A 22,752-nucleotide genomic window follows, 5' to 3' on the forward strand; every position below is an offset into this window, starting at 1 on the left:
TAAATATTTGTTGCGCAGAAAAAAAGACTTTTCATGGGTAAATTATTTAAGAGAAACAGTCACCCTCTTAACCCATGATTTATCCCTTCAAGTATGACTTCTCTGCAAGTTCCGGGTTTTTCCGTCTAACGATAAGTGGCAGTACCGTATATTTCCAGTACGATACTATTAACTCAAATAAGCTGCAAATCCCATGTAAAAAGAGACCTGAAACCTGTTCTTAATCCGAGTTATTTCTTAATTAAAGGAATGTCCTTAACCTTAGAACTGTCCTTATATCCCGAAAATAGAATACTGAAAATCAGGATATTAAAATGACTTCTGTAGAGCCTCTTTATATTGTAACCCTCTTTCTCACAGGCGCATTTACAGGTGTAATTTCTGGCCTGCTGGGAGTAGGAGGGGGTTTTATCATGTTCCCGGTCCAGTACTGGCTTTTGCAGGAAAACGGGCTTCATCCTGACATTGCCATAAGGATAGCTCTCGGAACAAGCCTTTTTGTAATCCTGTTAAATTCCATCAGTGTAACTCTGAAGTACCAGCGGAAGAAGGCTGTGCTATGGAGGCAGGCAACTCTTATGGGAATTTTCGGGTCGGTTGCCAGTTTCGGGGGTTCGGCTGTAGCATCTTACCTTCCTGCATCCGTACTGAGCACAACCTTTGGTATTGTGGTCATTATCGGAGCGGTCAGGACCTATAAAACACCTGCTGCAAAAGAAACAGAAGAGATAAGCACCAGGAAACTCTCTTACATCTTTGCCGGTATCCTCATAGGCTTTTTTTCCGGGCTTCTCGGAATAGGAGGAGGAGTAATTGGAATCCCCATTATGTTGATTTTCCTGCATTTTGACATGTTGAAAGCTGTAGGGACTTCGGCTGCGGTAATAATGTTCACATCCTTTGGAGGCTCACTTGGATACATAATCCACGGATGGGGCCAGCCTGGACTTCCGCCTTATTCCCTTGGATATATAAATCTTCTTAACTGGGTTCTGCTGGCAATTCCCGGTTTTTTTGCGGCAAGAAAAGGGGCAGATATAGCTCATATCGTAAATCCCGAGTACCTGAAGCATCTTTTTGTACTTCTCATGATCTACGTGGGGCTGGAAATGATAGGAATTCTCTGACGAATCAGGCCATTTCAGAACTTAAATTGTTGAGGATTATAATCTCTCCTGTTCAGGGACTCTCGATAGCTTTCATAATCTCTCTTTTTCAGGCGCTTTCAATAGCTTTTACAGGGTCGAGTTTTGAGGCTTTGCGCGCAGGATAAATCCCTGAGAGGATGTTGACGATGAAAGCAAAGAAAGCGGCATATACAAAATTGAGTGCTTCTACTTCAAGGGGCAGGGTCTGAAGCCCGAAATACATCTCCTGAGGGACCTCTATTTTATAGTTCTGAAGCGCAACAATTGTAATATAACCCAGAACCGTGCCGAGGACCAGGCCTATGGCTCCGAGAACCAGTGACTGGAAAATAAATATCACCATTATGCTTTTTTGCGAGGCTCCCATAGCTTTCAGGATTCCTATTTCCCTTGTCCTCTGGGCAACAATGGTAATAAGGGTGTTTGCAATCCCAAAGCCTGCAATCCCGTAAATGAGGAGGTAAAAAATATTTACAAAAACCATCTGGGTTTCCAGAAGCCCGAGGATTTCGGCGTTTGCTTCACTCCAGCTTACTGCATTCAGCCCGGTTTCCCTCTCAATCGAAGATGCGATAACGTTTGCCTGGTAAGGATCTGCAACCCTTACCCCTATGGTGCTTACTACTCCGGGTTCATTGAAAAAGTCCTGTACTGAATCCAGTCTTGCATAGGCTATGGTTTCATCTGCAGCAGTACCGGTATGAACCAGGCCTACCACCTTAAAGGAAGTTGTCTGCGATCCTGGAAAAACAACGTCCACCCTATCCCCTATATGGACCTCAAGATTTTCCGCAAGCCTGTCACCGAGAAGGATTCCGTACTTCGTATGGACAAGGGTCAGGAGGTCTCCTTCTATAACGTCTTTATTTACCCTCATAACGTTCTCTTCGGATTCAGGGTTAACTCCCTGAAGTGAAACACCTTCGGCATTGTCCCGATATTCAAGCGCAGCCTGGCCCAGGTATTTGGGGGATACGGCTATAACCCCTTCTTTTTTAGCAATTAAAGCTGAGGTGTACCTGTAAAGATGGATGAACTCTTCTCCCTCATCCTGAGGACTGATAACGATATGGGGGTTATTTTCGATGCTTGACCTTACAAGCTCGTCCTGAAAACCTGAAAGCATTGCCATCATCACTGTGATAACGGCAACTGCCAGAGCAACGGCAAGTATAGCAAAAAGGGTCTGCTTTTTTCTGGATAATATCTGCCTTAAAGCAATTTTCAGTTCATACATCTGGATAAACTCCCTTATCTTACCAGACTGCCAGGTTTTCAGGAACATCATACCTGCAAAGTTTCAGGCAAGTTCAACCTTCTCAGCATTTCACTTTTAAGATTCCGACTTCAGGGACTTTAAGTGATTAGATTTTTTCGGATATTCGGGGCTCCATAAATTTCGAATAATCAAACAATGAAAAGTATCTGATTTTCCAGGCATTCCTGAAATTTACACTTCTGTATTCATTTTTAGAGGGCTAATATAAATCTGTTTCTGGCAACGGGAAAAAAGCACAATATTTCAGGTGCAACTATACTCTCATCACCTTACTTTTCCCAATGTTTGATAATGAGGAGCATTTCTTCCAAAAATGCAGGCAAATTTTGCTGATGGATATTTTTAAATAGTATTGAATCGTCTCGATTACTACATTTTTGATGAATTTTCATCAATCCAAATACGAACTATCTTCCTACTATAATCAAATTTCACCTGCCGGTATATTATTAACTCCTGCTTTAGGACCCTGGAGGAAAAATGGACCCCGAAAGAATTAAGAAGATAAGGTTGATGGACCTTGAATTCCGGGCACTTCACAGCAAATTGTTTGAAGAAATGTTTTTTAAAAAAATAGCTGCATCCAAAAACGCCGAACTTAAAGAACTCAGCAAAAATCAACCTGCTGCCCTCATGATAATCGGGCTGGAAAAGGAAATTATGCCCTCAACTATAGGGATATATATGGGCATGGACCGCAGCAGCCTTTCAAGGATGGTGGATTCTCTTGAAGAAAAAGGGTTTGTCCGGAGAAATAACGACCCTGAAGACCGCAGGAAAGTCCTCGTTTCCCTGACTGAAAAAGGGGAAAAGTGTTCCGAAATACTGAATAAAATAAGCGAGGAGATGTCTGTGGAGCTCCTGGGGTTAGCTGGGGAGCAGGACTTCCGGGATTTTGAAAATAGCCTTGAAACAATGCTTCGAGTTTTGAGGAAAATTGATTCCTCAATATCAAATGGTAAATAATATCAAGTGCAGTAAAACCCGAATCCCGGATAAAATATACTGTAATCCGTAACAAACCTGACTGAAAAACATACCTAAGTGAAAAACAGCCTCCTCAGGGGGATTTCTTATAAAAAACGTTTTTGAAAAAATGGGATTTTTTATTCTGAATAACCGTAAGGTTACAATGGCCCTTGTATTTTTGCTGATCCTTCTTTCCCTGCAGGGTGCCCAGTATATTGAAATGGCATCTGGAACCGAGACCCAGGTATCAAAAGATTCGCAGCTATACAAGGACTATGACCATCTTTTCCTGAAAACTTTCAGCACGGATAGCATCATATTGATGGTTGAGGGAAATGATGTGGGTACCCGGGCTATCATGAAAGCTGCCGACCTTCTCGAGCAGCAGGTCCTTATTGTTCCCGGAGTCACCACAGTTTCAAGTCCTGCTTCCATTATAAAGCAAATTAATTATGCAGAGTCGGGGAGGTTAAAGATTCCGGATTCTGACCGTGAAATCCGGGAAATGATGGAGAGATACCCGGAGTATTTCAAAAACCTGGTAATTGATAAAACCCATGCGCTCATAATTATTCAGATAGAAGGGGACAGCACAAACCAGCAGCAGGAAGACATGATCAATAACATAGAACTCGCGCTGGAAGGAGCTGAATTTCCTCCTGGCTATAAATTGACTCTTACAGGCAAGCCTTCCCTGATGCTTGACATTCAAAGTGAGATGGGGACCAGTATGGGCACTCTTCTGGGAATTGCCGGGATACTTATGGTGGTCGTACTTTTACTTGTGTTCAGGAATGTCAGGTGGGGACTGCTTCCGCTCCCTGTTGTATTGTTAGGAGTCCTTTTTACTTTCGGGGTCATGGGGTATCTCGGAGTGCCTATGACAATGGTTTCAATGGCAGCTTTTCCAGTATTGATAGGCATTGGAATCGACTATTCTATTCAGTTCCACAACAGGATGGAAGAGGAGATCCGGGCAGGAAAAACTTCTTCTCAGGCTCTTGTATCTACGGTCAAGAACACAGCACCTGCAGTGTTGATAGCTCTTGTAATGACAGCTCTCGGTTTTATCTCTCTATTTACTTCTGTTGTCCCTATGATCCAGGACTTTGGAAAACTCCTGCTCATAGGTGTAATCATGTGTTACATTTCTTCACTCTTTTTCGGGCTGATTACCCTTTACAGTTTTGACTGGATCTCTCGAAAGAATCCGTATGGATTATTTATGAAGAAATTAAAAAAGAGCAAAGCGGACGATAGTGAAGATCACGGGTTAGAATCAGACTCCAAAAATTCTGAATATTCTGGATATGGTTCTATTTCCGTCACTGGAGAGCGTGAACCTGGAATAATTGAAAAAATCCTGAGAAAAATCACTGGTCTTACGCTCAAATATTCTACACTGGTCCTTATATTTGCCCTTTTTACCTGCTGTGCAGGGCTTTATGTTGACCAGTCAATTCCCATCCAGACAGACACCAATTCCTTTATCCCTCAGGACATGCCTTCCCTGATCAATTATAAAAACATGCAGAATATATTATCGGGGTCTGGGGACCACCTGAATGTTATCCTGAGAGTAAAAGATACAAGTGATCCGGAGTTGCTGAGGTGGATAGATGAGTTTTGCCGGCACGAGGTTGAAAACAGAGGGCATGTTCATAGTGCCTCAAGCATTGTAGATCTCGTAAAAGAACGAAACAGCGGGATAATTCCCGAGACTTCGGAGGAAATTCAGGCGATATATGACGAAATCCCCGCAAGCCAGAAACAGCAATACATAGAAGGAGGTCAGCTGCTTCATATCGACCTCGATATAGGAAACGCAATGGCAGACCTTGAAGTTGCAGGAATTAAAGAGCTCAGGGATATTATCCTGCAGGATATACAATGGTTGCAGCCGCCTCCCGGAGTTTCGGTTACGGTTACGGGAAACTCTGTAGTTATTATTGATATGCTTGCCGGGCTCACAACAGGCAGAAGTCAGATGACTTTACTAGTGTCATGGCAACTTAATTTTGAGTCATTATTATAAACTTTGAATCCCATCTGTATCTTCATTCATGGCAAAAATAAAACTTGAAGAAGATGAGGTGCAGTACCTCATAGACTTTGTTAAAAAGGGACAGAAAAGTGCACGAGAACTAACAAGAGCACGAATCCTGTTACTTGCCAACAAGAATAAAAAGAACACCGAGATCGTAGAGATATTGAATGTTAGTAGGAATACTGTTGGGCGAATCAAGAAAAGGTACTTGGATGAAGGTCTCCAAAGCGCTCTTGAAGATAAAACAAGAACTGGCCAGCCTATAAAATACACCGAAAAGCACACGGCTGAAATCATAGCGCAAGCATGTACCAAACCTCCTGATGGAAGAAAAAAGTGGACACTTGTACTGCTTACTGAAGAACTGAAGATGAGAGAAGGGTTTGAAACAATAAACAAGGAGAGCATCCGGCTTATTCTAAAAAAAGCAAAACTAAACCTTGGTTAAGACGGATGTGGTGCATTCAAAAGATAAATGCCGAGTATAGAGAAAGAATGTACAACATTCTCAACCTCTATGAAGAAAAATATGACCCGAAAAAACCTCTCATATGCCTTGACGAGAAACCAAAACAACTTCTTGGAGATAAGAGGAAAGCTATCCCAATGAAACCTGGAAGTCCAGAAAAATATGATTACGAATATGTCAGGAATGGAACCGCAAATGTATTCGTGGCAGTAGAATTTAAAGCAGGAAAAAGGGTGACTCAAGTCACCGAAAGAAGAACTATGAAGGATTTTGCACAATTCGTGAAAATTCTCCTTACTGAAAAATATTCTGAAGCTGAAGTCATCCGACTGGTTACGGATAATCTCAATATCCATAAAGAAAAGTCATTCTACGAAACATTCAGCGAAGAGGAAGCAAAAAAGATTCTGGACAAGATAGAATTCCATTACACACCAAAACATGCAAGTTGGCTTAATGCTGCAGAAATAGAGATCAATGTAATGGATATTGAATGTACAGACAGAAGGATCGGAGATATGCAGACACTTACCCACGAAGTGGGTGCATGGACAAAGAGAAGAAATGAACATGAAAGTAAGATCAACTGGAAGTTTACGAGAAAAGTTGCTGATGAGAAAATGTCCAAGCATTATGCACCATAATTAAGTTGCTAAGACACTAGGTGTTTTCCTGGTATTTGTGGGTCTCCTGGTTGTTTACAGGAACATCGTAAAGGCTCTTTCTCCCATTATCCCGATGCTGGTGGTAATCGGATGGTCAGGCCTTGTCATGGAAGGGCTTGGAATTGCCTATAACCCAATGACTGCAGTTATGGGTGCGCTGATTCTTGGAGTGGGCTCTGAATATGCGATCCTTATGATGGAACGTTATTTTGAAGAAAAGAATGCTGGAATGAGCCCTGTGGAAGCTATTTTCCAGGCTTCTTCCACCACTGGCACTGCCCTTATCGCTTCGGGAGCCACAACAGTTTTCGGGTTTGCAGCCCTTATATTTTCACCTTTCCCCATGATAAGTAATTTCGGACTGGTGACTGTCATAGATGTCCTCCTGGCACTGGTTGTAACCTTCGTTATTTTCCCACCCCTGATAGTCCTCATGGACAGCCAGGGAGGAAAAAAGCCCGGAATACTGGAGAAAATTGGGGTTTTCATGAAAAACCTGAGGGCAAAATATTCAGTTACCTGAATGGCACGGGTCGGATAAACTCACCGCCCGGAGAAGAAAAGAGCATGAAATCAGACTTATTCGCTGCCCTGTGAACTTATCCCTGTGAACTTATCCCTGTGAACTTATGAATCGAGACCTGAGTGCCGGATAAGTCGTGATTCAAGCTCTTTTTTCTCGCCTGAGTCCTGTATCGGGAAGAAGGAGTCCTGTTTGCCCGAATTCTGCTTCAGGAGAACGGGGTCCTTTCCGGCAGAGTTGCGGCTCTACAGTACTCTTTCCTTTTCGGCAGATTTGCGTCTCTTCAGTCCGCTGTCCTTTTCGCTTCGCTCAGGAGGACGAACTGAATACTTATTGCAGTGAACTTCATTGAAGGTTCCGGATTTTTCTATCATTCTTTCGACTCTGGATGTCACCAGACAGGCCTTTGAAGGTACTATATAAATCAAGTACAGAGCAGGTTCAGGAATTAAGATGGGTTTTATATTGTGTTCAATTTTCAGGTTTGACTTTTAAGACCGGATCGATAATGTCGAAATACTTATATAGTATCTAATATTAGTTGATTTATCAACTGTATGATTATCAATTATATGATTTTGTATAATTGTAAATTCAATTTATTCGTGGAGATTTGTTTATTCATGGTAGTTTGTTATAGTCCCGGAAGTTACAGGTTATTTTTCATGGGGATTGGCCAGGTACGCTAAAAAGGAATGGTAAAAATGGATGAGGCAATACTGAGTAAGATAATTCTGTTATCAGTGGAAAGGGACGCTCTTGCTAACCTGATTTTTGAGCAGACCTTTCAGAAAAAAACAGCAGGCAAGTTCAGGGAACTGAGCAAGAACCAGCCCATTGTAATTAAGATCATGGGAATTGAAGGAGAAATTATGCCCTCCACTCTTGGAAAGTATACAGGAATGGATAAGAGCAGTTTAACAAGGATGGTTGACGACCTGGAAAAGAAGGGGATCGTTTTCAGAAAAACCGACACCAATGACAGGAGAAAAGTGCTTGTTTCTTTGACTGAAAAAGGGCTTGACTATTATAATGACTTAAGCCAGATTACCACTGAAATATCTGAAGAGTTGCTTCAGTTTGTCGATGATGAGGACATTGAGAGTTATATGGAAAGCCTTGAGACCATGGTAAGAATCCTGGGAAAAATAGAAGCAAGCAGAGCTGCCGGCTTAAGGTGACAGTATAGTAGATGGAGAGTTTAATAAATAATATTCTTTAAAGACAGCAAAATTCTTGAGGGAATTTAAGAGGTAATAGAATCGCTGGATAATGAAATTTTCAGTTAGATCAGATCCCGGAACATTAAGAAGGAGGAAGCCTGAATGACTCTTAAGCTTATTGAGAACCTTCAGAAATTGGGTTTTACCGGCAACGAAGCCAAGGTTTATTCGAGTCTTGTCTGCCTGAAACAGGCAAAGGCAAGTGAAATTGCCGAAAATGCGGGAGTTCCGAGACCCAAGATATATGGAACTCTCAGAACGATGGAGAAAAAAGGTTATGTCAGAATAATCGAAGGTGAACCAACCATTTTTTGCTGCATCCAGCCAGAAGAGCTCATTTTAAGGTTAAAGTCGGATTTTTTGCTCTTTTTAAGGGAAACTGCCAGTGAACTGAATTCCCTGAATCCCGGAAACAGTGATTTTGTTTCTGAAGGTTTTTATAGAGAAAGGATTAAGGTCTGATAAGATAGAAGTCTGATAAGATAGAAGTCTGATAAGATAGAAGTCTGATAAGATAGAAGTCTGATAAGATAGAAGTCTGATAAGATAGAAGTCTGATAAGATAGAAGTCTGATAAGATAGAAGTCTGATAAATAAGAATGATTGAAATTTGGAATGCCTGAACAAAAGAATGATTGAAAAAATGAAAGGCGAATAGTAACTATTCAGGGTATAGTTAACGGCGCTCTCTTGAGCGCCGCTATAATACCCTCCAAAACAGGTAATCCGTTCTTTCTAATTGTAGAGATGTAAGCTCTAATTCTGCAGAAAGCTTCCGCTCCTTGTATAGTTCTGAAAGTTCCTGATATTTTCTGCTGTAATTTCATCATCCTGATATCTCTTTCTGCTTGATTATTCTCAAACGGAACTTTCAAATCTGTCAGGAATCTCAGAATATTTTCTTTGTGTTCTATAAACCTATCTAGCAGATTCCTTGCTTTTGTTTTTGGATTTTTTCCACGTTTTCCTTTCTTTTCAGGATTTAGAGATTGTGGATTTTCTTCAATTCCTTTAATTATGATAGCATCGAACCTTTCTTCCAATGCTTTAATTTGCTCAAAATCCAGTTCTTTGACTTGATCCTTGCATTCGTCGGTATACTTTTTCATCTCAGTGAGCAATTCATTCATTTCTTTAGCCCACTGCTGTTTATAGTTCTCTTCAATTCCAGTAAGTTCTCTCTGTAAATGAGCATTACAGAGAGCATGATCACAGTCATAAACGTTGTAAGGTTTCCATCCGTCGTGAACTGCTACTCCCTTAAACTCCGGAAGAATACCCATAGCGTCTATTGCTTCTGCTCCTCTTTTTGAGTGAGGTAAATAACAGGTGTATTTCTCATTAGAAGCTACATGAAGCCAGTGTCGTTTTCCTTCGATCTTCATACCAGTTTCATCAAAATGGACAACATGAGAAATCATTAATTTCTCTCGAATAATGTTTTCAAAACACTCTAAATTCTGGAAACATTCTTTTTCTGCTCTAATTATCGTAGCAGGACAGATTTTTATTCCCATAATATCCTCAAAAAACTCAGAAATTCTTTCATAGGGGATAAAATGGTGATTTTTACAGTAAATAGCTGAAGCTAAAATATTTGGACCATACTGAACTGGATATTTAACTGATTCAGGAAAAACAGCTTTATTTATTTTTCCACAGTAAGGGCAGGTCTTTATCTGACTTTTGTGTTCTGTAACAATCAGATTTACAGGAGGAATATCAAAGACCTGTCTTTTCTCATAGGCTTCAACTTCAACATTCTCAAGAGTATGGCCACATTCTTTGCAGCAACTCAAAGAATGTTCTATTACCTACTCAGGATGATCAACCATTTCAAGAGTTGTTCCTGGATGACCATCTTGACCTCCAGGTTTTTTGCCACTCTTTTTACGGAGACTCTTGGGGTTAGGTTTCTCCTTGATAAAAAAATCAGTAGAAGGAGGGCGACTGCTGTTACGACTGTTTTGGTTTAAACGAGATTCTAATACCTTTACACGTTCTTCGAGTTCAGCAATACGAATAGATTGTTCTTCTATGATAGTCTCAAGCCTCTGGATTACAGAAATTACAGCTTCAGGACCAGCGTCATAAATGATAAGAATCTCTTCACGTGTAAGCATAATAACGAAAGGAAATAGGATTCAATTTATATGCAATTTTTCCTCGAAAAGAGGAAAAATTGTAGCCTTTCAAAGGCTCTACCTGAATAGTTACGGCGAATAATCTCTTTTTACAAAGCTATCTCTTTCTACAGATTTATCTCTTTTTACAAATCCATCTCTTTTTACAAATCCATCTCTTTTTACAGAGCTTTTTCCGGTACATGAGTATAACTTCTGATTTTTTTCTTTTCTATAGGACTTACGCACTTGAGATTTAAAATCAAGACCAATAGGCATTGATGTTGAAACCATAGTTTAGATAGTTGAAGGTTTTACGCCATCGTTTTTCAGTTCAACCGCGTAAGTCCTATTCTATATATTTGTGGACTCAAAGGAATTACTCTTTGACTTAAAAATGCCATTCTTTAACTCAAATAATTATAAAGAGATCATTCTTTAACTCAATGAATTATTTAAAGAGACTGTTCTTTAACTCAAAGGAGCTACTATTTATATTTTCAGAGAACTATCTGGAAACTAAAAATCTTAGATTCATAAATAGTTTAATAATATCCGGATAGAAATTTAAAGGTAGGAACGCATGCCTCTCAGCACCAACAGGAACATATGGCAGTTTCTGGCATTGACAACCATACTTTTTGTCTTATTTTTCGCAATTCTCTTCTATTTTGAAGACATTTTCATAGTTCTTATTGCAGGAGCAATCCTTATCCTGATTGTGGAAAAAGTAATAGAGATATTTAACAGGTGCATGGACAGGTTTCCGAACTGCAACAGAAAAACAGTTGGCTTGATCCTGCTTACAGGTTCGGGGCTTCTGGTCCTGTTTTTCCTCAGCAGCCAGGTTCAGGGCATTGGAGCCCTTATAGGGGACATAGGCAACATACAGCAGGACTATGCAAGCGGAGCCTCAGCCCTTTTTACCGAGCACGAGTCCGAGCTTTCAAAGCTTGCAGATTCCGGCCTTATAAAACCTGAAGACCTGCAAAAGATAGGAAACACCATCTTTTCCGGGATTACGGATCTAGTTTCAAAAGTTTCTTACTATTTCCTTACCGGAGTGCTGGTAATCCCTCTAATGTTTGGCATGTATTTCAAGCACCATAACAAGATAGGGGATTATATTCATGCTTATGCCCCTCCCGAACATGCAGATGGAATTCTCAGGGCTTTAGAAAGCATTGGCCGTGAGCTGGAGGATTTTTTCAGTGCTAAAATGCTTGAGTCGGCTATCATAGGTCTTATTTGCTGTATCGGATTTTATCTCGGAGGTCTTGATGGGTGGCTTTTTCTGGGCATTCTGGCAGGTTTTCTGAATATTATTCCTTATATCGGTCCTATCCTGGGAGCAATCCCTCCGGTTATTATAGGCTATATAGACAGCCTGATGACAGCCCTTTTTGCAGTAATAACCGTCGTCATTGCCCAGACTATTGATAACCTCTACCTCATTCCTTTCATGATCTCAGAAAAAGTAAATATTAACCCTCTCTTAAGTGTGATCCTGACCCTTGCAGCGTCCAAACTTTTAGGTCCTCTCGGAATGGTACTCGCAATCCCGATATATATTATCTATAAAATAATTGTGAAAGAGTCCTATGTAGAACTAATTAATATATACAATAAAGATTAATTCTTTTATATTCCCTTTCTTTTTTATTTTCTTTCTTTTTTATTCTCTTTCTTTTTTTATTCTCTTTCTCTTTTATTCTCTTTCTCTTTTATTCTCTTTCTCTTTTATTCTCTTTCTCTTTTATTCTCTTTCTCTTTTATTCTCTTTCTCTTTTATTCTCTTTCTCTTTTATTCTCTTTCTCTTTTATTATTCACATTACCTATTATATATCTTAAAACAGAAAGGCTTAAAAATATATAAAGAGTATTTGTAAAAAGATATTTGACTTAAGGAAAATCACAGCTTAAAGGAGCCTGAAATATGATTGAAGTAAAGGGTCTCTCCAAGTTCTACGGGCAAACACAGGCAGTAGACGGTGTTGACCTTTCTATAGGAAAAGGTGAGCTTTTTGGCCTTCTTGGCCCAAACGGCTCCGGAAAAACGACTATGATTAAAATGCTTACTGGGCAGATAAAGCCGACCTCAGGAACTCTGAGGGTTCACGGGATAAATGTACTCGAAGACCCTCTTAGAGTCAGGGAGCTTGTGGGCGTTATTCCTGAACAGGAAACTCCTCCAAGTTTTCTAACCGCGGAAGAGTATCTTCATTTCGTTGCAAAAATCCGGAAAATGGAACACTATGAAGAAGCCTGCAGTAAATGGTTTGATTTCTTTGACTTTGCAGACCAGAAAGACTCGTTATGCAAAGACCTTTCACGAGGCACAAGGCAGAAACTTATGTTTGCCCAGGCTTTTCTACATGAGCCAGAACTTGCCATTATCGATGAGCCTCTTATCAATCTAGATCCTGTAATGCAGAAGAAGGTCAAGGATTTCCTGAAGGGTTATGTGAATAATGGAGGTACGATTTTCATTTCCACTCATATTCTTGAAATTGCAAAAGAGATCTGCACAAGCATAGGGGTAATTTACAGAGGAAAACTGGTCTATACAGGCCGCCTTGACGATCCCGAACTTCAGAAAAGGAATTTTGAAGGCTTCTTCCTTGATCTTGTCAGCAGGCGGAAAGAAATTTCAAACGATATTATGCAAAAACCTACAACAGAAGTTCCTCTCCCGGTCTGAGAGCAGGTGTAAAAACAGTAATTATGAAAACAACGATCTGCAGGGATTTTATGTTTGACATTTTCAAAAACATGGTCAAAGAAGAATGGAGGATGCACTCAAGCCTTTTCGGGCATAGAGGTTTTGCCCTCTTTCCGGTCTTTATTTTTTTATTTACATTTTTTGTAAGCCTTGTCCTGCCTGTTTTCAGGGAAATAGTTACCGATACCCAGATAGCTTTAGGAATACATTACTTTTTCCTGCTTCTAGGGTGTATGATCGGTGCTTTCGGGCTCATGAGCCGCGAATTCATGAACCGACGCTTCGGGCAGGCAAGCCTGATCGCATATTCTTCACGCGTGCTTCCGGTTTCTGAAAGATTTATCTTTGCTAATTTTCTTGGAAAAGATATAGTATATTATTTTGTTCTCTATATTCTGCCTTTTGTTGCAGGTTTTTCTCTTGCTGCAGAATTTGTCCCTGCTGGGATATTCAGTATTCCTTCGGTTCTTCTGACGCTTGTTCTGACCCTTTCCCTTTCTTTTGTGATTGGTATTTCTACAGTTTTCTTCCTGTCCACAGTTTACGCTCATTCAGGAAAGATCTCACTTTTCTGCCTCTTCATTGCTTCCATTCTCCTGCTCCACATATCCGGAAACATGAACCAGAATGTCCTTTACAGCCTTCCAAGCCTCTCCTTTTTCCTTGACCCTTCAGTAAGCAAGCTCCTGCACTCCGGCATCCTGATTCTTGTCCCTTCAGCCCTGTCAATAATTTTCCTTAAAATCGATTTTCCACAGTCTCAAAAGAGTTTTTCAAACTCTTTTTCAAAACTATGCAGGCTTCTGGGTTCATACAGATATGCAGCCTTTGTTGCAAAAGATTCCCTTGACCTTAAAAGGAGTGAAGGAGGGCTTGGAAAAGTAATTTTCTCTTTTTTATTGCCTCTTACGCTTGTATGGATACTCCTGTCCGCTCTGGGAAGAGTAATGCCTGCTTTAAGTACACTTACAATCTTTGCTCTGGTGCTGGGTGTGCTTTCATCTTCAATGTATAACTGGCTTACCGAGTATGATATTTTTTCTTCTTACGCCTTTCTCCCCCTGAAAGTATCTGACATGATAAAGAGCAAACTGAACAGCTATCTTTTCCTCAACCTCATTCCGCTGGCAATCCTTACACTGCTTGCCCTTAAAAACGAACCCGGGTCCCTTATCCCATCAATGCTGCTTTTCCTTACGATTTCACTGTATATGGTTGCAGTACTCGTTTACCTTACCGGGCTTTCCCCGTCCACTAATCTCTACAACGCAAAGACCTTTGCCCTTTATACGCTTTCGGTCGTGCCTTTACTGATGCTTAACATAGTTCTTTCCATGTTTGGCCCTTATTATTCTCTTGTGGATCTGCTGCTGGTTCCTTTTGCCCTTTACCTCTTCGGGAAAGGTTTTGAGAAATGGGACGGTAACAATTGCCAGTGCTTTTAAGAACTTTCAGTTTCTGGAAGCCTGTATTTACTCCTGTACATGGAGTAATCACAGGTTAACCCTCCTCATAGATGTCTTTTTAAGCCTTGGAGAGAGAAGTAATAGGGGAAAACCCTTCAGAATTCTCTGATTCATAGCATGAGAAAAGGACAAAGCAAGATCAACAGCGGTGGGGGATATAGGTTACGATACCGTTTCTTTTTACAATAATGATGTTTTTAAATACAGTAAAAACGCTTCTTAAGGATCCAAAATTCCGATCCCTTCTGTACCTTACTACACTGACGCTTGCTTCAGGTACTTTTTTCTATCATTCTGTTGAGGGCTGGAGCTGGCTTGATTCTTTCTATTTTTCGGTAATAACACTGGCAACTGTAGGATACGGGGATTTTACGCCTCAAACAGACCTGGGTAAGATTTTTACTGTAATCGATATTTTTCTGGGACTGGGGATACTTGTTGGCTTTGTCACTCCGATTGGGGAATATTTAATAGATAAAAGAATGGAAAATATCGATAAGAAGATGCGAGAAAAAGAGAATTCTCAGATTAAAAATCAAAAGAACCCCGAAACTGAATATCAAACCAGAATTAATTTATCTGGAATAATCGGGAAGTTAAAAGGAAAAAAGTAAAGCCTATCCATTCCAGACTTTCTCCTGTGCCCCTGTGTTTTATCTTATTCTCAACCATCTTTATTCTCAACCATCTTTATTCTCAACCATCTTTATTCTCAACCATCTTTATTCTCAACCAGTTTTTCTGGAATTCTGGAATTAAGTTACTTTCAGATACTGTATAGTTATTGTAAATTGATTATGGTTACAGGCTCCGTAATTTGATTATGGTCACGGGCTCAATTCTAGTTGATAGTTGATTTACATAATAGTTTTTTGAATAAGTTAACATTCTGGTTCAAAACTTATATATTTATTTAAAACAGTATTCAGCATACTTATATAAAATATTAAGTCAGAGGTGTTTTAATGGCAAAAAATACAGCAACTGAGAAAGCTCCAAAAACAGGAGCAGAATGTGGAAAAACACAGGCAAAAGCTCCAGCACCAGCAAAGAAGAATGCAAAAGCTGACAGCAAACTATCCAAAGGTTCAAAGAAATAATAACAAACCGGTTACCTCATAAAGCCAACCCTCTCAGCAGTAACTTATCAAAGTTTAAAATTCAAATATTCTTAAAACTGGAAATACAGTAGGTTTAAACATCAAGAGTTCTAAAGTGACTGAAAACTGTATTTAAAAAACGATAACTAAAAAACGTAAATTAAAGCAATATTTAAAAATCAGTAAATTAAAAAGTAATTAAAGCAATATTTATAAATTGAGTACTGGAAAATCAATTAAAATTTTAAAAATTGATAAGCTGCTGTTTTTTTAAGTCAAACCACAGGGACCCGGACTGCTTATTTCTAGCAGTCAATTCTGGCAGTCCGGAAAACCCTGAAAAATTAGAGTGAACTTTTTTATCTTTTTATTTCCCATTTGAGCTTTTTATCTTTCTATTTCCCATTTGAGCTTTTTATCCTTTTGTTTTCCATTAAAACTCTTCTATTTGCCCCTTCTGGGAAATAATTTTTAGAATTTATTGCCTTCAAATCAGTTCTCTCGGCTGTTTATGCTCAGGTATAACCGGCAGTGGCATGGTATTGATCAGAATTGGGCTCTCGATATCTTTTGCCCTTTCGATCACAAGTTCTTTTCCTTTCTTTGTGAGAGCAAATAGGGGAATTGCAGCCGCTACCTGCACAAGAGGTTTTGCAAGTTCCCTTATATATTTTGAAGCACAGCTGATCACAATATCCGAGTTATCCAGAAGCTCCTGGGCTTCTTCCCTGCTGATGCCTGTTACGTGTACTGCAATAACGAAAAGGTCAAGCCCTGATTCGGATTCTATTTTCCTGACATTTTTTGCGGTCTTGGCATCTGCAATTGTAACTGCAATTTTCTTATAGCCAAGTTCAGCTGCTTTTCTTACTCCGCCTGCAGGATCTATGGTTGCGGTTGCAGGATCCAAAACAGTTCCTCCTCGTTCTTCTATTCCTCTGATCAGTGCATCTATAGGTTCGGTTTCGATTAAGCCGGACATCCTCCCTCCTATTCCCTGAACCAGCGCAGGATTGCCTGATATCACGGTTCCTGCTCCGTCACAGGCTGTTACGGTTGTTTCAAGGAAGCCACTGGTGAGACCGCTCATCATTATTTCTGAGGCTCCGAAGGCAACAACAGTTGTTTCAAATTCAAGCCTGCGGTTTTCCGTGAACATTCCCAGCTCGCTGATCCGGGCCTCCATGTTTTTCCTGATTTCATCAGGAGTCATCTTTTCAACTCCCCGCAGTTTGACAAAAAGAGGGCACCATTCTACTTCAGGGATTCCGACTTCTATAACTTTTCCGTCTTTTACGACTACTCTTGCTTTCCCCATCATTTCCATTATATGAGGCATTTAAAACCACCCTCCTGAAAAGAAACATTGTATTAAAAATTGTATCATTTAATATTGTGGTTCAATATTGTAATTTTTACCTTATTATTCCTGCTTAATTCCTGGATTTCTATCTCACAGGAATAGGATCTTTACAGGTTGATCTTCTCAGGCTAATAACATTGGTTTTATGACCTGAAATGAAACCTCAGATTTGTTCCGGAAGTGAGGTGCTGAGCAGGGATAGAAAAACAATACAGAAAGAAAGAGAGAAAAAGGGAACTGAAAGCGAATGAAGAAATAAGTAAGCAGGACTTAAAGCCCTGCCCGGTCAACTATTGTGTCTGCCACCTGTTTTGCATCCCTGAACGGAAAATCTGCTGGAGTAAGCAATTTGCCTGCTTCTCCTGCAGTAACTGCAAGGTCGCCTGATCTGCATGTGGTGTCTGCACCCGCAGGAAAAGCAGCGAGCAATTCCTCGGGAGTGTTTATGGGAAACTTTGCACCTTTTAAGCCTGCAACAATCTGTCCGTGAATGTCATCTCTTACAGTCATTTTTATTCCTCATATTTTTGTTTTTTTCTAATTTTGTCTTTCCTCTAATCTTTTCCTTTCTGCTTTTCCATTTCCCTGTTGCCCGATTTTCTGGTTCTGTGCAGCCTGATTTCCCCGGAGAACTCATTCTACAATCCTATATTGGCAGGTTATTGATATATACTTAATCGGCACTGGAATGTAGTTAATGCATTCCACTGTATTATCGTAATCCTGGATTACCTGATCTTCCAGATGGTAAGAAGCAGTGTAAAATTGTCAATAAATACCGAAAAACCGGGGTCAAAAATACCCGGACTTAAACGGCCAGCTCTGGAGTATCTTTTCTTTTCTGGGAGTCATTCTCTTCGGATTCCTTTCTTGAAGAATTTTGAAGTGGATAACCTTGAAGTGAGGAATAAATTTCGTTCAGGCCTTGAAGTATCCTGAATCCTTTTTCGGTGATCATATAGTCCCCTCTCTCATGCTGCTGCATGATCAGCCCGCTTTCCGTAAGCTTCTGGAGATGGAAGAGCAAATTTCCTCCTCTGAGGCCGGTGAGCTCGGAAAAAGCGGAGAAGCTTTTTGCTTCTAACGCTACCGCCCTTAGAATTTCCAGGCGCTGGAGGTTTGAGATCGGCTCAAGAATCTCGCTCATAACCGCTGAGGTTTTGAGTGCTGAGATATTCGGTTTCTGTTCCTGATTATCTGCGTAAATCCTCATGGAACGCATGAGATTGACCTGTTTTACGAGAAGGCTCGAAACTTCTGAAAAGCATTTCTCACATTTACTGTAAGGAGCCCCACACCTCAACTCTTCCAGCTTTTTTCTGCTATCCCAGATTAGAGCATCGTCCACCCTGTTTTTCTTTATAAGCCCTGCATTCTGTTGCAGGAGGGCTGTAAATGCAGAGGTACACTTTTGCTTTTCAGGGCATTTTTTCACCATATTTTTCTCAAGCCCTGTATCTATATCCTCGAAGAGGTGGCTGAGAAGAGCGTTTGAGTACTCCTGTCTTGAATTTTCAAGAGCAGCTTCCAGGCGCAGCCTGCTGGTGAATTCCATGACTTTTTTAATATCACTGTGCATTTCGGAAAGCTTTTCCCTTATAGCTTTTACTTCTGCCATTTCCTGTCCTTCGGATATTACTGAGTCCCCAGGAAGGCCCGCTTTTTTATTTCCATTTTTCATATTTCCATATTTTCCTGCTTTATTGTTAAAGTTTTTGTCATAACCTTTAAAGTTATTGTACTGTACATATTTCCTGAAAGCAAAGTAAAATATTAAGTTTTCTCCAGTAAATATTTTGAGCTTTCTTATACTGTTTTGATTGAACATTTCTGAGTGTGATCAAATCCACAAAAAAGATCAACAAAGAAATGAATTTGAGAATTAGCTGATGAAAAAAGATAGTATTTTAAAAAGATAGTATTTTAAAAAGATAAGATTTTGAAAGATATGATTAAAAAGATATGATTAAAAAAATATGATTAAAAAGATATGATTAAAAAAATAGGATTTTAAAAATTTATATTACGAACCCTGAAGTATCTTCCACCATGCCAAGTCCACTTCCTGTCTCCTGTAATGTTATAACCCTACCCCCGATTCCGAACTGAAAATCGACAACGTCTATAAAGTTCTCAATATACCTGAAAACCTGAAATTGAAGTTATTAGTGAAGCTGAAAGTCTCTTTGCAGTAGCTCTTTGTGACCATTAATACTTTACCATCTTCAGCAGTAATAATCCACCTTTTGTCACCCTTTTCCGATGGATATTCGTTAACTTTTACCTTTTTGAACCGATACATCTCCCTGGTTTCAGCATCGTAGATGTCCAGAGAGTTGTAGATACTGTACTCCATTCCCCCGATTTCTATATTGGGAATGTGGTTCGGTCTGTGAAAATACAGATTAAATAAAAGATAAAAATGAGAAAATCAAAAATACAAAAGCCTGGGATTACTAAAAAGTAGTAACGGCTTTAATGGTTTAAGCCGCCTTATTTCATTATTCATTTTATTCTTTTATTTCATTATTCATTTTATTTTGCTTTATTTTGATTTATTTTGATTTATTTTGATTTATTTAAGGTCCTTTGGCTGTTTGTGCTCAGGTAGAACAGGAAGAGCCATGGTATTGATCAGAATCGGGCTTTTGATGTCCTTTGCCCTTTCAATAACAAGTTCTTTTCCCTTCTGGGTAAGGGCAAAAAGAGGTACAGCAGTCCCAACCTGAGCGAGGGGCTTTACAAGGTCCCTGATGGGCTTTGAAGCGCAGCTGGTTACAATGTCTGAATTTTCTACAAGGGCCTGGGCTTCTTCCCTGTCCAGACCTGTAACATGTACCCCTATGACTATCAGGTCAAGCCCGAGCTCGGACTCAAGTTTCCGAACCTCTTTTGCAGTCTCGGCGAAGGCAACGGTTACTGCGATCTTTTTGTAACCGAGCTCTGCTGCTTTTTTCACTCCTGCAGCAGGGTCCATTTTTGCGGTTGAAGGGTCAAGCACGATCCCGCCGCGCTCTGTAATCCCGTTTATTATACCTTCTATAGGCTCTGTTTCGACAAGGCCGGACATCCTGCCTCCCATGCCCTGGACAAGGGTAGGGTTGTTGGAAATTACGGTCCCTGCGCCTTCACAGGCGGTTACTGTTGTGTCCAGTAAACCCCTGCTCAGGCCCGTCATCATAACCTCGGATGCTCCAAATCCTACAAAGTCTTCGAGTTCAAGCCTGCGTTTATCGGTAAACATCCCGAAATCACTGATCCTGAACTCCATATTCTTCCTGACTTCATCAGGGGTGATTTTCTGGATTCCGCGTATTTTAGCAAAGAGGGGGCACCATTTGACTTCAGGCTCTCCGACCTCGATAACCTTTCCATCTTTTACGACGACTCTTGTTTTTCCAAGTAATTCCATTATGTGGGGCATAGTTTCACCTTTAAGAGCTGAGCAAAAATATGATTGTTAAGAAATTCAAATTAGGAAAAAGTTACAGGTAAAGTTTGTGGTTGATTGCTTAATAGTTTATTGGTTTTGGAGGGTTCTAACGATTAATAACTGTATACATTCTATTATATATATCATATGCATTTTATAATACCAATAATATTTTATATTATTACCGTGTAGACGTAGAATGTCAAGTCAGGAATTCAATAACAGGTTAATTCTTTCATTTGAGCCGGAATTTTTCGGCAGAATAATTAGCCTGGTTAAGTTCATGATTCATCAACACAAGGAGGTATTGACCGGAGGAATAATTTCCTGTGGTCAGTAACATATTCTGTTTATAGAAGGCAAAACTTCTAATTTCCGGCCACTTACAGTGCCTGATCCCTATAAGGCAGCAGGAAAGTGGAGACTCTGTGTACAGTGTGTCCGCCTCACATAAATCGCAGAGAACCATTTGATAGGTTCAAAAATATTACGCACACGTAATAGAAATTTTTGAATAACAAGCATAGAGCCGACCTGATTAGATCATCCAATATTATCTAGTTAGATATGTCGGAAAAATGGTATTACGAACACGTAATATATAATTTTAATAAATAATGGGAAATATCGAATTACCCTATAGATCTGATTCTGTTTATTTCCCTCCAAAGATCCATCCCAGAGTGATACAGTGCTGAAGAGGCATCAGGGGACCCTATCCTTGATAACAGGAAGTCTCTTAACAGCCGTATTGACTCTGGGAAAAAACACACAACTAACCTGCAGAACTTGAGTTTACTCAGGTTCTAAAAATCCAACCCAAAGGTGATACGATGCTAAAAAGACAGCTAGGAACCCTATTCCTCGCAATATGCCTTACTTTAACAACCGTACCTTCTGTATTAGGCGGCGAGAACACACAGACTATAACTGTTACCGGAGATGGAAGTGGAGACTACAACTGTGATGGAGTGGACGACCACGTCCAGATTAACCAGGCGTTAGAATTTGCAGCAGCAAATCCGGGCACAACTGTCCAGCTTAAAGGCCCGTTCACATACGACATTGGTGACTCTCTTCTGATTGGAAGTGACACAACCCTTGCCGGAGATTCCGGTGTAACAATTAAGCTTGCCAAAGGGCTTCCTCTCTGGGGTAGTCGTGAGAGCAGTATTGCAGAAAAGAAAGCCATGATAATGATAAGGGGCGGTTCTGCAAGCAACGTTAAAATAGAAAACTTAACTGTTGACGGAAGCCAGAGTGACTATTATCCTGGCATCAGGCTCGGAACTTCAAGCTACAATATGGCAACCATAATAAACTGTAACGGACTGACAATCCAGGGCGTTACGTTCCAGAACGGTTGCAATGATGCGCTGCTTATTTCAAAATCAAGCAACGTAATGATAGATTCCGTAACTGTAAACAAGTGCGGCCATGACGGCGTGTATGCATACCACGTAAATGGCATCACAGTTAAGAATTCCAAGTTTATTAACCGGACCAACTCATCCGTCAGGTTTGATTCCGTAACTGATGGAGTAATGAAGAACAATGAATGTACAACATCAGGCGGCGGATATGCTGGTCTTGAACTGCAGGGAAATCTCAAAAACATAGAAGCATCTGGAAACTATTTCCATGACCTGCCAGTGCCTGCAGTAATACGTTTGAACACACAGGAAACAAATGTAAATATCCACGATAACAGAATTGAAAACTGTGGATAAGCAATTTCAAACGGAAAACTCTCAGAATTATCTGAGAGAAAATCTATTTTACTTTCTATATCTCAGGACTAGAAATAAAAATTGTTTGGAATAAAAGTTTCCATTCTTTTTCTCTTTTTATTCCGGATCACTGACTTTTGATACTGTCAGTGCCTGCTTATAGTATTCAATTGCTTTTATTACAGTTTTGCATGGACTGCTGTATATCGCCCTGATATTTTTCAATAACATCATCATGGCTAACTGTATACCTCTCAGATATTTTTCAATAACATCACCATGATCATTTCACCACTGAGAAGTGACTGGTTTCCAGGTTTTAGCTGTTTTAAAGTTCCATCCAGCCTGTTTCTAATAGAGTTTTCAACTTCAGCTTCTGTACAGGTTTTACGGGAAAGTCCACTCTTCTTCGTCAGGCGTTGAGTTTCCCAGGTTCTTAGAAAGCAGTATTTACACTGGCCATGAAATATAATCTGGAATATGGGACTTTA

General features: G+C 40.1%; 18 protein-coding genes and 3 pseudogenes. 13 read left to right on the plus strand and 8 right to left on the minus strand.

Annotated elements, in window-relative coordinates; translation table 11 throughout:
• Positions 1 to 314: 314 nt before the first annotated feature.
• Positions 315 to 1,127, plus strand: a complete 813-nt coding sequence (locus tag M886_RS12895) for a sulfite exporter TauE/SafE family protein (RefSeq protein WP_011034756.1) — start codon at positions 315 to 317, stop codon at positions 1,125 to 1,127.
• 88 nt (positions 1,128 to 1,215) lie between these two features.
• Here M886_RS12895 and M886_RS12900 read toward each other — a convergent pair whose 3' ends face one another.
• Complete coding sequence (locus M886_RS12900) at positions 1,216 to 2,385, minus strand: ABC transporter permease (RefSeq protein ID WP_048038190.1); 1,170 nt, start codon at positions 2,383 to 2,385, stop codon at positions 1,216 to 1,218.
• 522 nt (positions 2,386 to 2,907) lie between these two features.
• Between M886_RS12900 and M886_RS12905 the strand changes: the two genes are divergently transcribed.
• The 6 genes and pseudogenes from M886_RS12905 to M886_RS12935 all read left to right on the plus strand — a co-directional run bounded on the left by M886_RS12905 (position 2,908) and on the right by M886_RS12935 (position 8,785).
• The gene (locus M886_RS12905) at positions 2,908 to 3,393 is read left to right on the plus strand and encodes a MarR family winged helix-turn-helix transcriptional regulator (protein WP_011034758.1); all 486 of its coding nucleotides are present in this window, start codon (positions 2,908 to 2,910) and stop codon (positions 3,391 to 3,393) included.
• A gap of 130 nt (positions 3,394 to 3,523) precedes the next feature.
• Entirely contained in the window at positions 3,524 to 5,431 is a 1,908-nt protein-coding gene (locus M886_RS12910) for a hydrophobe/amphiphile efflux-3 (HAE3) family transporter (RefSeq protein WP_152558034.1), read from the plus strand.
• 28 nt (positions 5,432 to 5,459) lie between these two features.
• Positions 5,460 to 6,556: pseudogene (locus M886_RS17930) on the plus strand (IS630-like element ISMma8 family transposase).
• A 16-nt stretch (positions 6,557 to 6,572) separates the two neighbouring features.
• Positions 6,573 to 7,100: pseudogene (locus M886_RS12925) on the plus strand (MMPL family transporter); the annotation flags it as partial.
• A 704-nt stretch (positions 7,101 to 7,804) separates the two neighbouring features.
• The gene (locus tag M886_RS12930) at positions 7,805 to 8,281 is read left to right on the plus strand and encodes a MarR family winged helix-turn-helix transcriptional regulator (protein WP_011034760.1); all 477 of its coding nucleotides are present in this window, start codon (positions 7,805 to 7,807) and stop codon (positions 8,279 to 8,281) included.
• A gap of 144 nt (positions 8,282 to 8,425) precedes the next feature.
• Positions 8,426 to 8,785 (plus strand): TrmB family transcriptional regulator, encoded by a 360-nt coding sequence (locus M886_RS12935; RefSeq protein ID WP_011034761.1) that lies wholly within the window; start codon positions 8,426 to 8,428, stop codon positions 8,783 to 8,785.
• 203 nt (positions 8,786 to 8,988) lie between these two features.
• Here M886_RS12935 and M886_RS12940 read toward each other — a convergent pair.
• Together M886_RS12940 and M886_RS12950 are read right to left on the minus strand one after the other, a co-directional pair.
• A pseudogene (locus M886_RS12940) lies at positions 8,989 to 10,446 on the minus strand (IS66-like element ISMma15 family transposase).
• Positions 10,447 to 10,536: 90 nt separating this feature from the next.
• Complete coding sequence (locus M886_RS12950) at positions 10,537 to 10,740, minus strand: hypothetical protein (RefSeq protein ID WP_152558035.1); 204 nt, start codon at positions 10,738 to 10,740, stop codon at positions 10,537 to 10,539.
• A gap of 289 nt (positions 10,741 to 11,029) precedes the next feature.
• Here M886_RS12950 and M886_RS12955 point away from each other — a divergent pair, with 289 nt between their 5' ends.
• The 5 genes from M886_RS12955 (at position 11,030) to M886_RS19360 (ending at position 15,735) form a co-directional block, all read left to right on the plus strand.
• Complete coding sequence (locus M886_RS12955; RefSeq protein ID WP_048045940.1) at positions 11,030 to 12,082, plus strand: AI-2E family transporter; 1,053 nt, start codon at positions 11,030 to 11,032, stop codon at positions 12,080 to 12,082.
• Positions 12,083 to 12,383: 301 nt separating this feature from the next.
• Positions 12,384 to 13,148 carry an ABC transporter ATP-binding protein gene (locus M886_RS12960; RefSeq protein ID WP_048043316.1) on the plus strand — a complete coding sequence of 255 codons (765 nt, stop codon included), beginning with the start codon at positions 12,384 to 12,386 and terminating at the stop codon, positions 13,146 to 13,148.
• Positions 13,149 to 13,171: 23 nt separating this feature from the next.
• A complete protein-coding gene (locus tag M886_RS12965; RefSeq protein ID WP_053228897.1) occupies positions 13,172 to 14,614 on the plus strand; it encodes a hypothetical protein in 1,443 nt (480 codons plus the stop codon).
• A 209-nt stretch (positions 14,615 to 14,823) separates the two neighbouring features.
• A complete protein-coding gene (locus M886_RS12970; RefSeq protein WP_235203959.1) occupies positions 14,824 to 15,249 on the plus strand; it encodes a potassium channel family protein in 426 nt (141 codons plus the stop codon).
• Positions 15,250 to 15,600: 351 nt separating this feature from the next.
• Positions 15,601 to 15,735, plus strand: coding sequence for a hypothetical protein (locus M886_RS19360; protein WP_015412858.1), 135 nt, complete (start codon positions 15,601 to 15,603; stop codon positions 15,733 to 15,735).
• 487 nt (positions 15,736 to 16,222) lie between these two features.
• Here the strand turns inward: M886_RS19360 and M886_RS12975 are convergent, their stop codons facing one another.
• From M886_RS12975 to M886_RS12995, 5 genes are all read right to left on the minus strand, one after another.
• Positions 16,223 to 17,074 carry a methanogenesis marker 8 protein gene (locus M886_RS12975; RefSeq protein ID WP_011034766.1) on the minus strand — a complete coding sequence of 284 codons (852 nt, stop codon included), beginning with the start codon at positions 17,072 to 17,074 and terminating at the stop codon, positions 16,223 to 16,225.
• Positions 17,075 to 17,368: 294 nt separating this feature from the next.
• Positions 17,369 to 17,608 (minus strand): MTH865 family protein, encoded by a 240-nt coding sequence (locus tag M886_RS12980; protein ID WP_011034767.1) that lies wholly within the window; start codon positions 17,606 to 17,608, stop codon positions 17,369 to 17,371.
• A 298-nt stretch (positions 17,609 to 17,906) separates the two neighbouring features.
• Positions 17,907 to 18,779, minus strand: coding sequence for a winged helix-turn-helix domain-containing protein (locus M886_RS12985; RefSeq protein ID WP_048051743.1), 873 nt, complete (start codon positions 18,777 to 18,779; stop codon positions 17,907 to 17,909).
• A gap of 441 nt (positions 18,780 to 19,220) precedes the next feature.
• On the minus strand, positions 19,221 to 19,454 hold the full coding sequence (locus M886_RS18985) for a hypothetical protein (protein WP_048051296.1): 234 nt from the start codon (positions 19,452 to 19,454) through the stop codon (positions 19,221 to 19,223).
• Positions 19,455 to 19,673: 219 nt separating this feature from the next.
• Complete coding sequence (locus M886_RS12995; RefSeq protein WP_048040275.1) at positions 19,674 to 20,522, minus strand: methanogenesis marker 8 protein; 849 nt, start codon at positions 20,520 to 20,522, stop codon at positions 19,674 to 19,676.
• Positions 20,523 to 21,364: 842 nt separating this feature from the next.
• On the opposite strand from M886_RS12995, the gene M886_RS13000 reads away from it, so the two are divergent.
• Positions 21,365 to 22,261, plus strand: a complete 897-nt coding sequence (locus M886_RS13000; protein ID WP_048051297.1) for a right-handed parallel beta-helix repeat-containing protein — start codon at positions 21,365 to 21,367, stop codon at positions 22,259 to 22,261.
• Positions 22,262 to 22,752 lie beyond the last annotated feature (491 nt).

The organism is Methanosarcina soligelidi, from assembly GCF_000744315.1.
GTDB lineage: Archaea > Halobacteriota > Methanosarcinia > Methanosarcinales > Methanosarcinaceae > Methanosarcina > Methanosarcina mazei.

Coding starts and splice junctions, on each gene's coding strand:
- M886_RS12895 (WP_011034756.1), top strand. CDS start 315: ATGACTTCTGTAGAGCCTCTTTATATTGTAACCCTCTTTCTCACAGGC.
- M886_RS12900 (WP_048038190.1), bottom strand. CDS start 2,385: ATGTATGAACTGAAAATTGCTTTAAGGCAGATATTATCCAGAAAAAAG.
- M886_RS12905 (WP_011034758.1), top strand. CDS start 2,908: ATGGACCCCGAAAGAATTAAGAAGATAAGGTTGATGGACCTTGAATTC.
- M886_RS12910 (WP_152558034.1), top strand. CDS start 3,524: ATGGGATTTTTTATTCTGAATAACCGTAAGGTTACAATGGCCCTTGTA.
- M886_RS12930 (WP_011034760.1), top strand. CDS start 7,805: ATGGATGAGGCAATACTGAGTAAGATAATTCTGTTATCAGTGGAAAGG.
- M886_RS12935 (WP_011034761.1), top strand. CDS start 8,426: ATGACTCTTAAGCTTATTGAGAACCTTCAGAAATTGGGTTTTACCGGC.
- M886_RS12950 (WP_152558035.1), bottom strand. CDS start 10,740: ATGGTTTCAACATCAATGCCTATTGGTCTTGATTTTAAATCTCAAGTG.
- M886_RS12955 (WP_048045940.1), top strand. CDS start 11,030: ATGCCTCTCAGCACCAACAGGAACATATGGCAGTTTCTGGCATTGACA.
- M886_RS12960 (WP_048043316.1), top strand. CDS start 12,384: ATGATTGAAGTAAAGGGTCTCTCCAAGTTCTACGGGCAAACACAGGCA.
- M886_RS12965 (WP_053228897.1), top strand. CDS start 13,172: ATGAAAACAACGATCTGCAGGGATTTTATGTTTGACATTTTCAAAAAC.
- M886_RS12970 (WP_235203959.1), top strand. CDS start 14,824: ATGATGTTTTTAAATACAGTAAAAACGCTTCTTAAGGATCCAAAATTC.
- M886_RS19360 (WP_015412858.1), top strand. CDS start 15,601: ATGGCAAAAAATACAGCAACTGAGAAAGCTCCAAAAACAGGAGCAGAA.
- M886_RS12975 (WP_011034766.1), bottom strand. CDS start 17,074: ATGCCTCATATAATGGAAATGATGGGGAAAGCAAGAGTAGTCGTAAAA.
- M886_RS12980 (WP_011034767.1), bottom strand. CDS start 17,608: ATGACTGTAAGAGATGACATTCACGGACAGATTGTTGCAGGCTTAAAA.
- M886_RS12985 (WP_048051743.1), bottom strand. CDS start 18,779: ATGAAAAATGGAAATAAAAAAGCGGGCCTTCCTGGGGACTCAGTAATA.
- M886_RS18985 (WP_048051296.1), bottom strand. CDS start 19,454: ATGGAGTACAGTATCTACAACTCTCTGGACATCTACGATGCTGAAACC.
- M886_RS12995 (WP_048040275.1), bottom strand. CDS start 20,522: ATGCCCCACATAATGGAATTACTTGGAAAAACAAGAGTCGTCGTAAAA.
- M886_RS13000 (WP_048051297.1), top strand. CDS start 21,365: ATGCTAAAAAGACAGCTAGGAACCCTATTCCTCGCAATATGCCTTACT.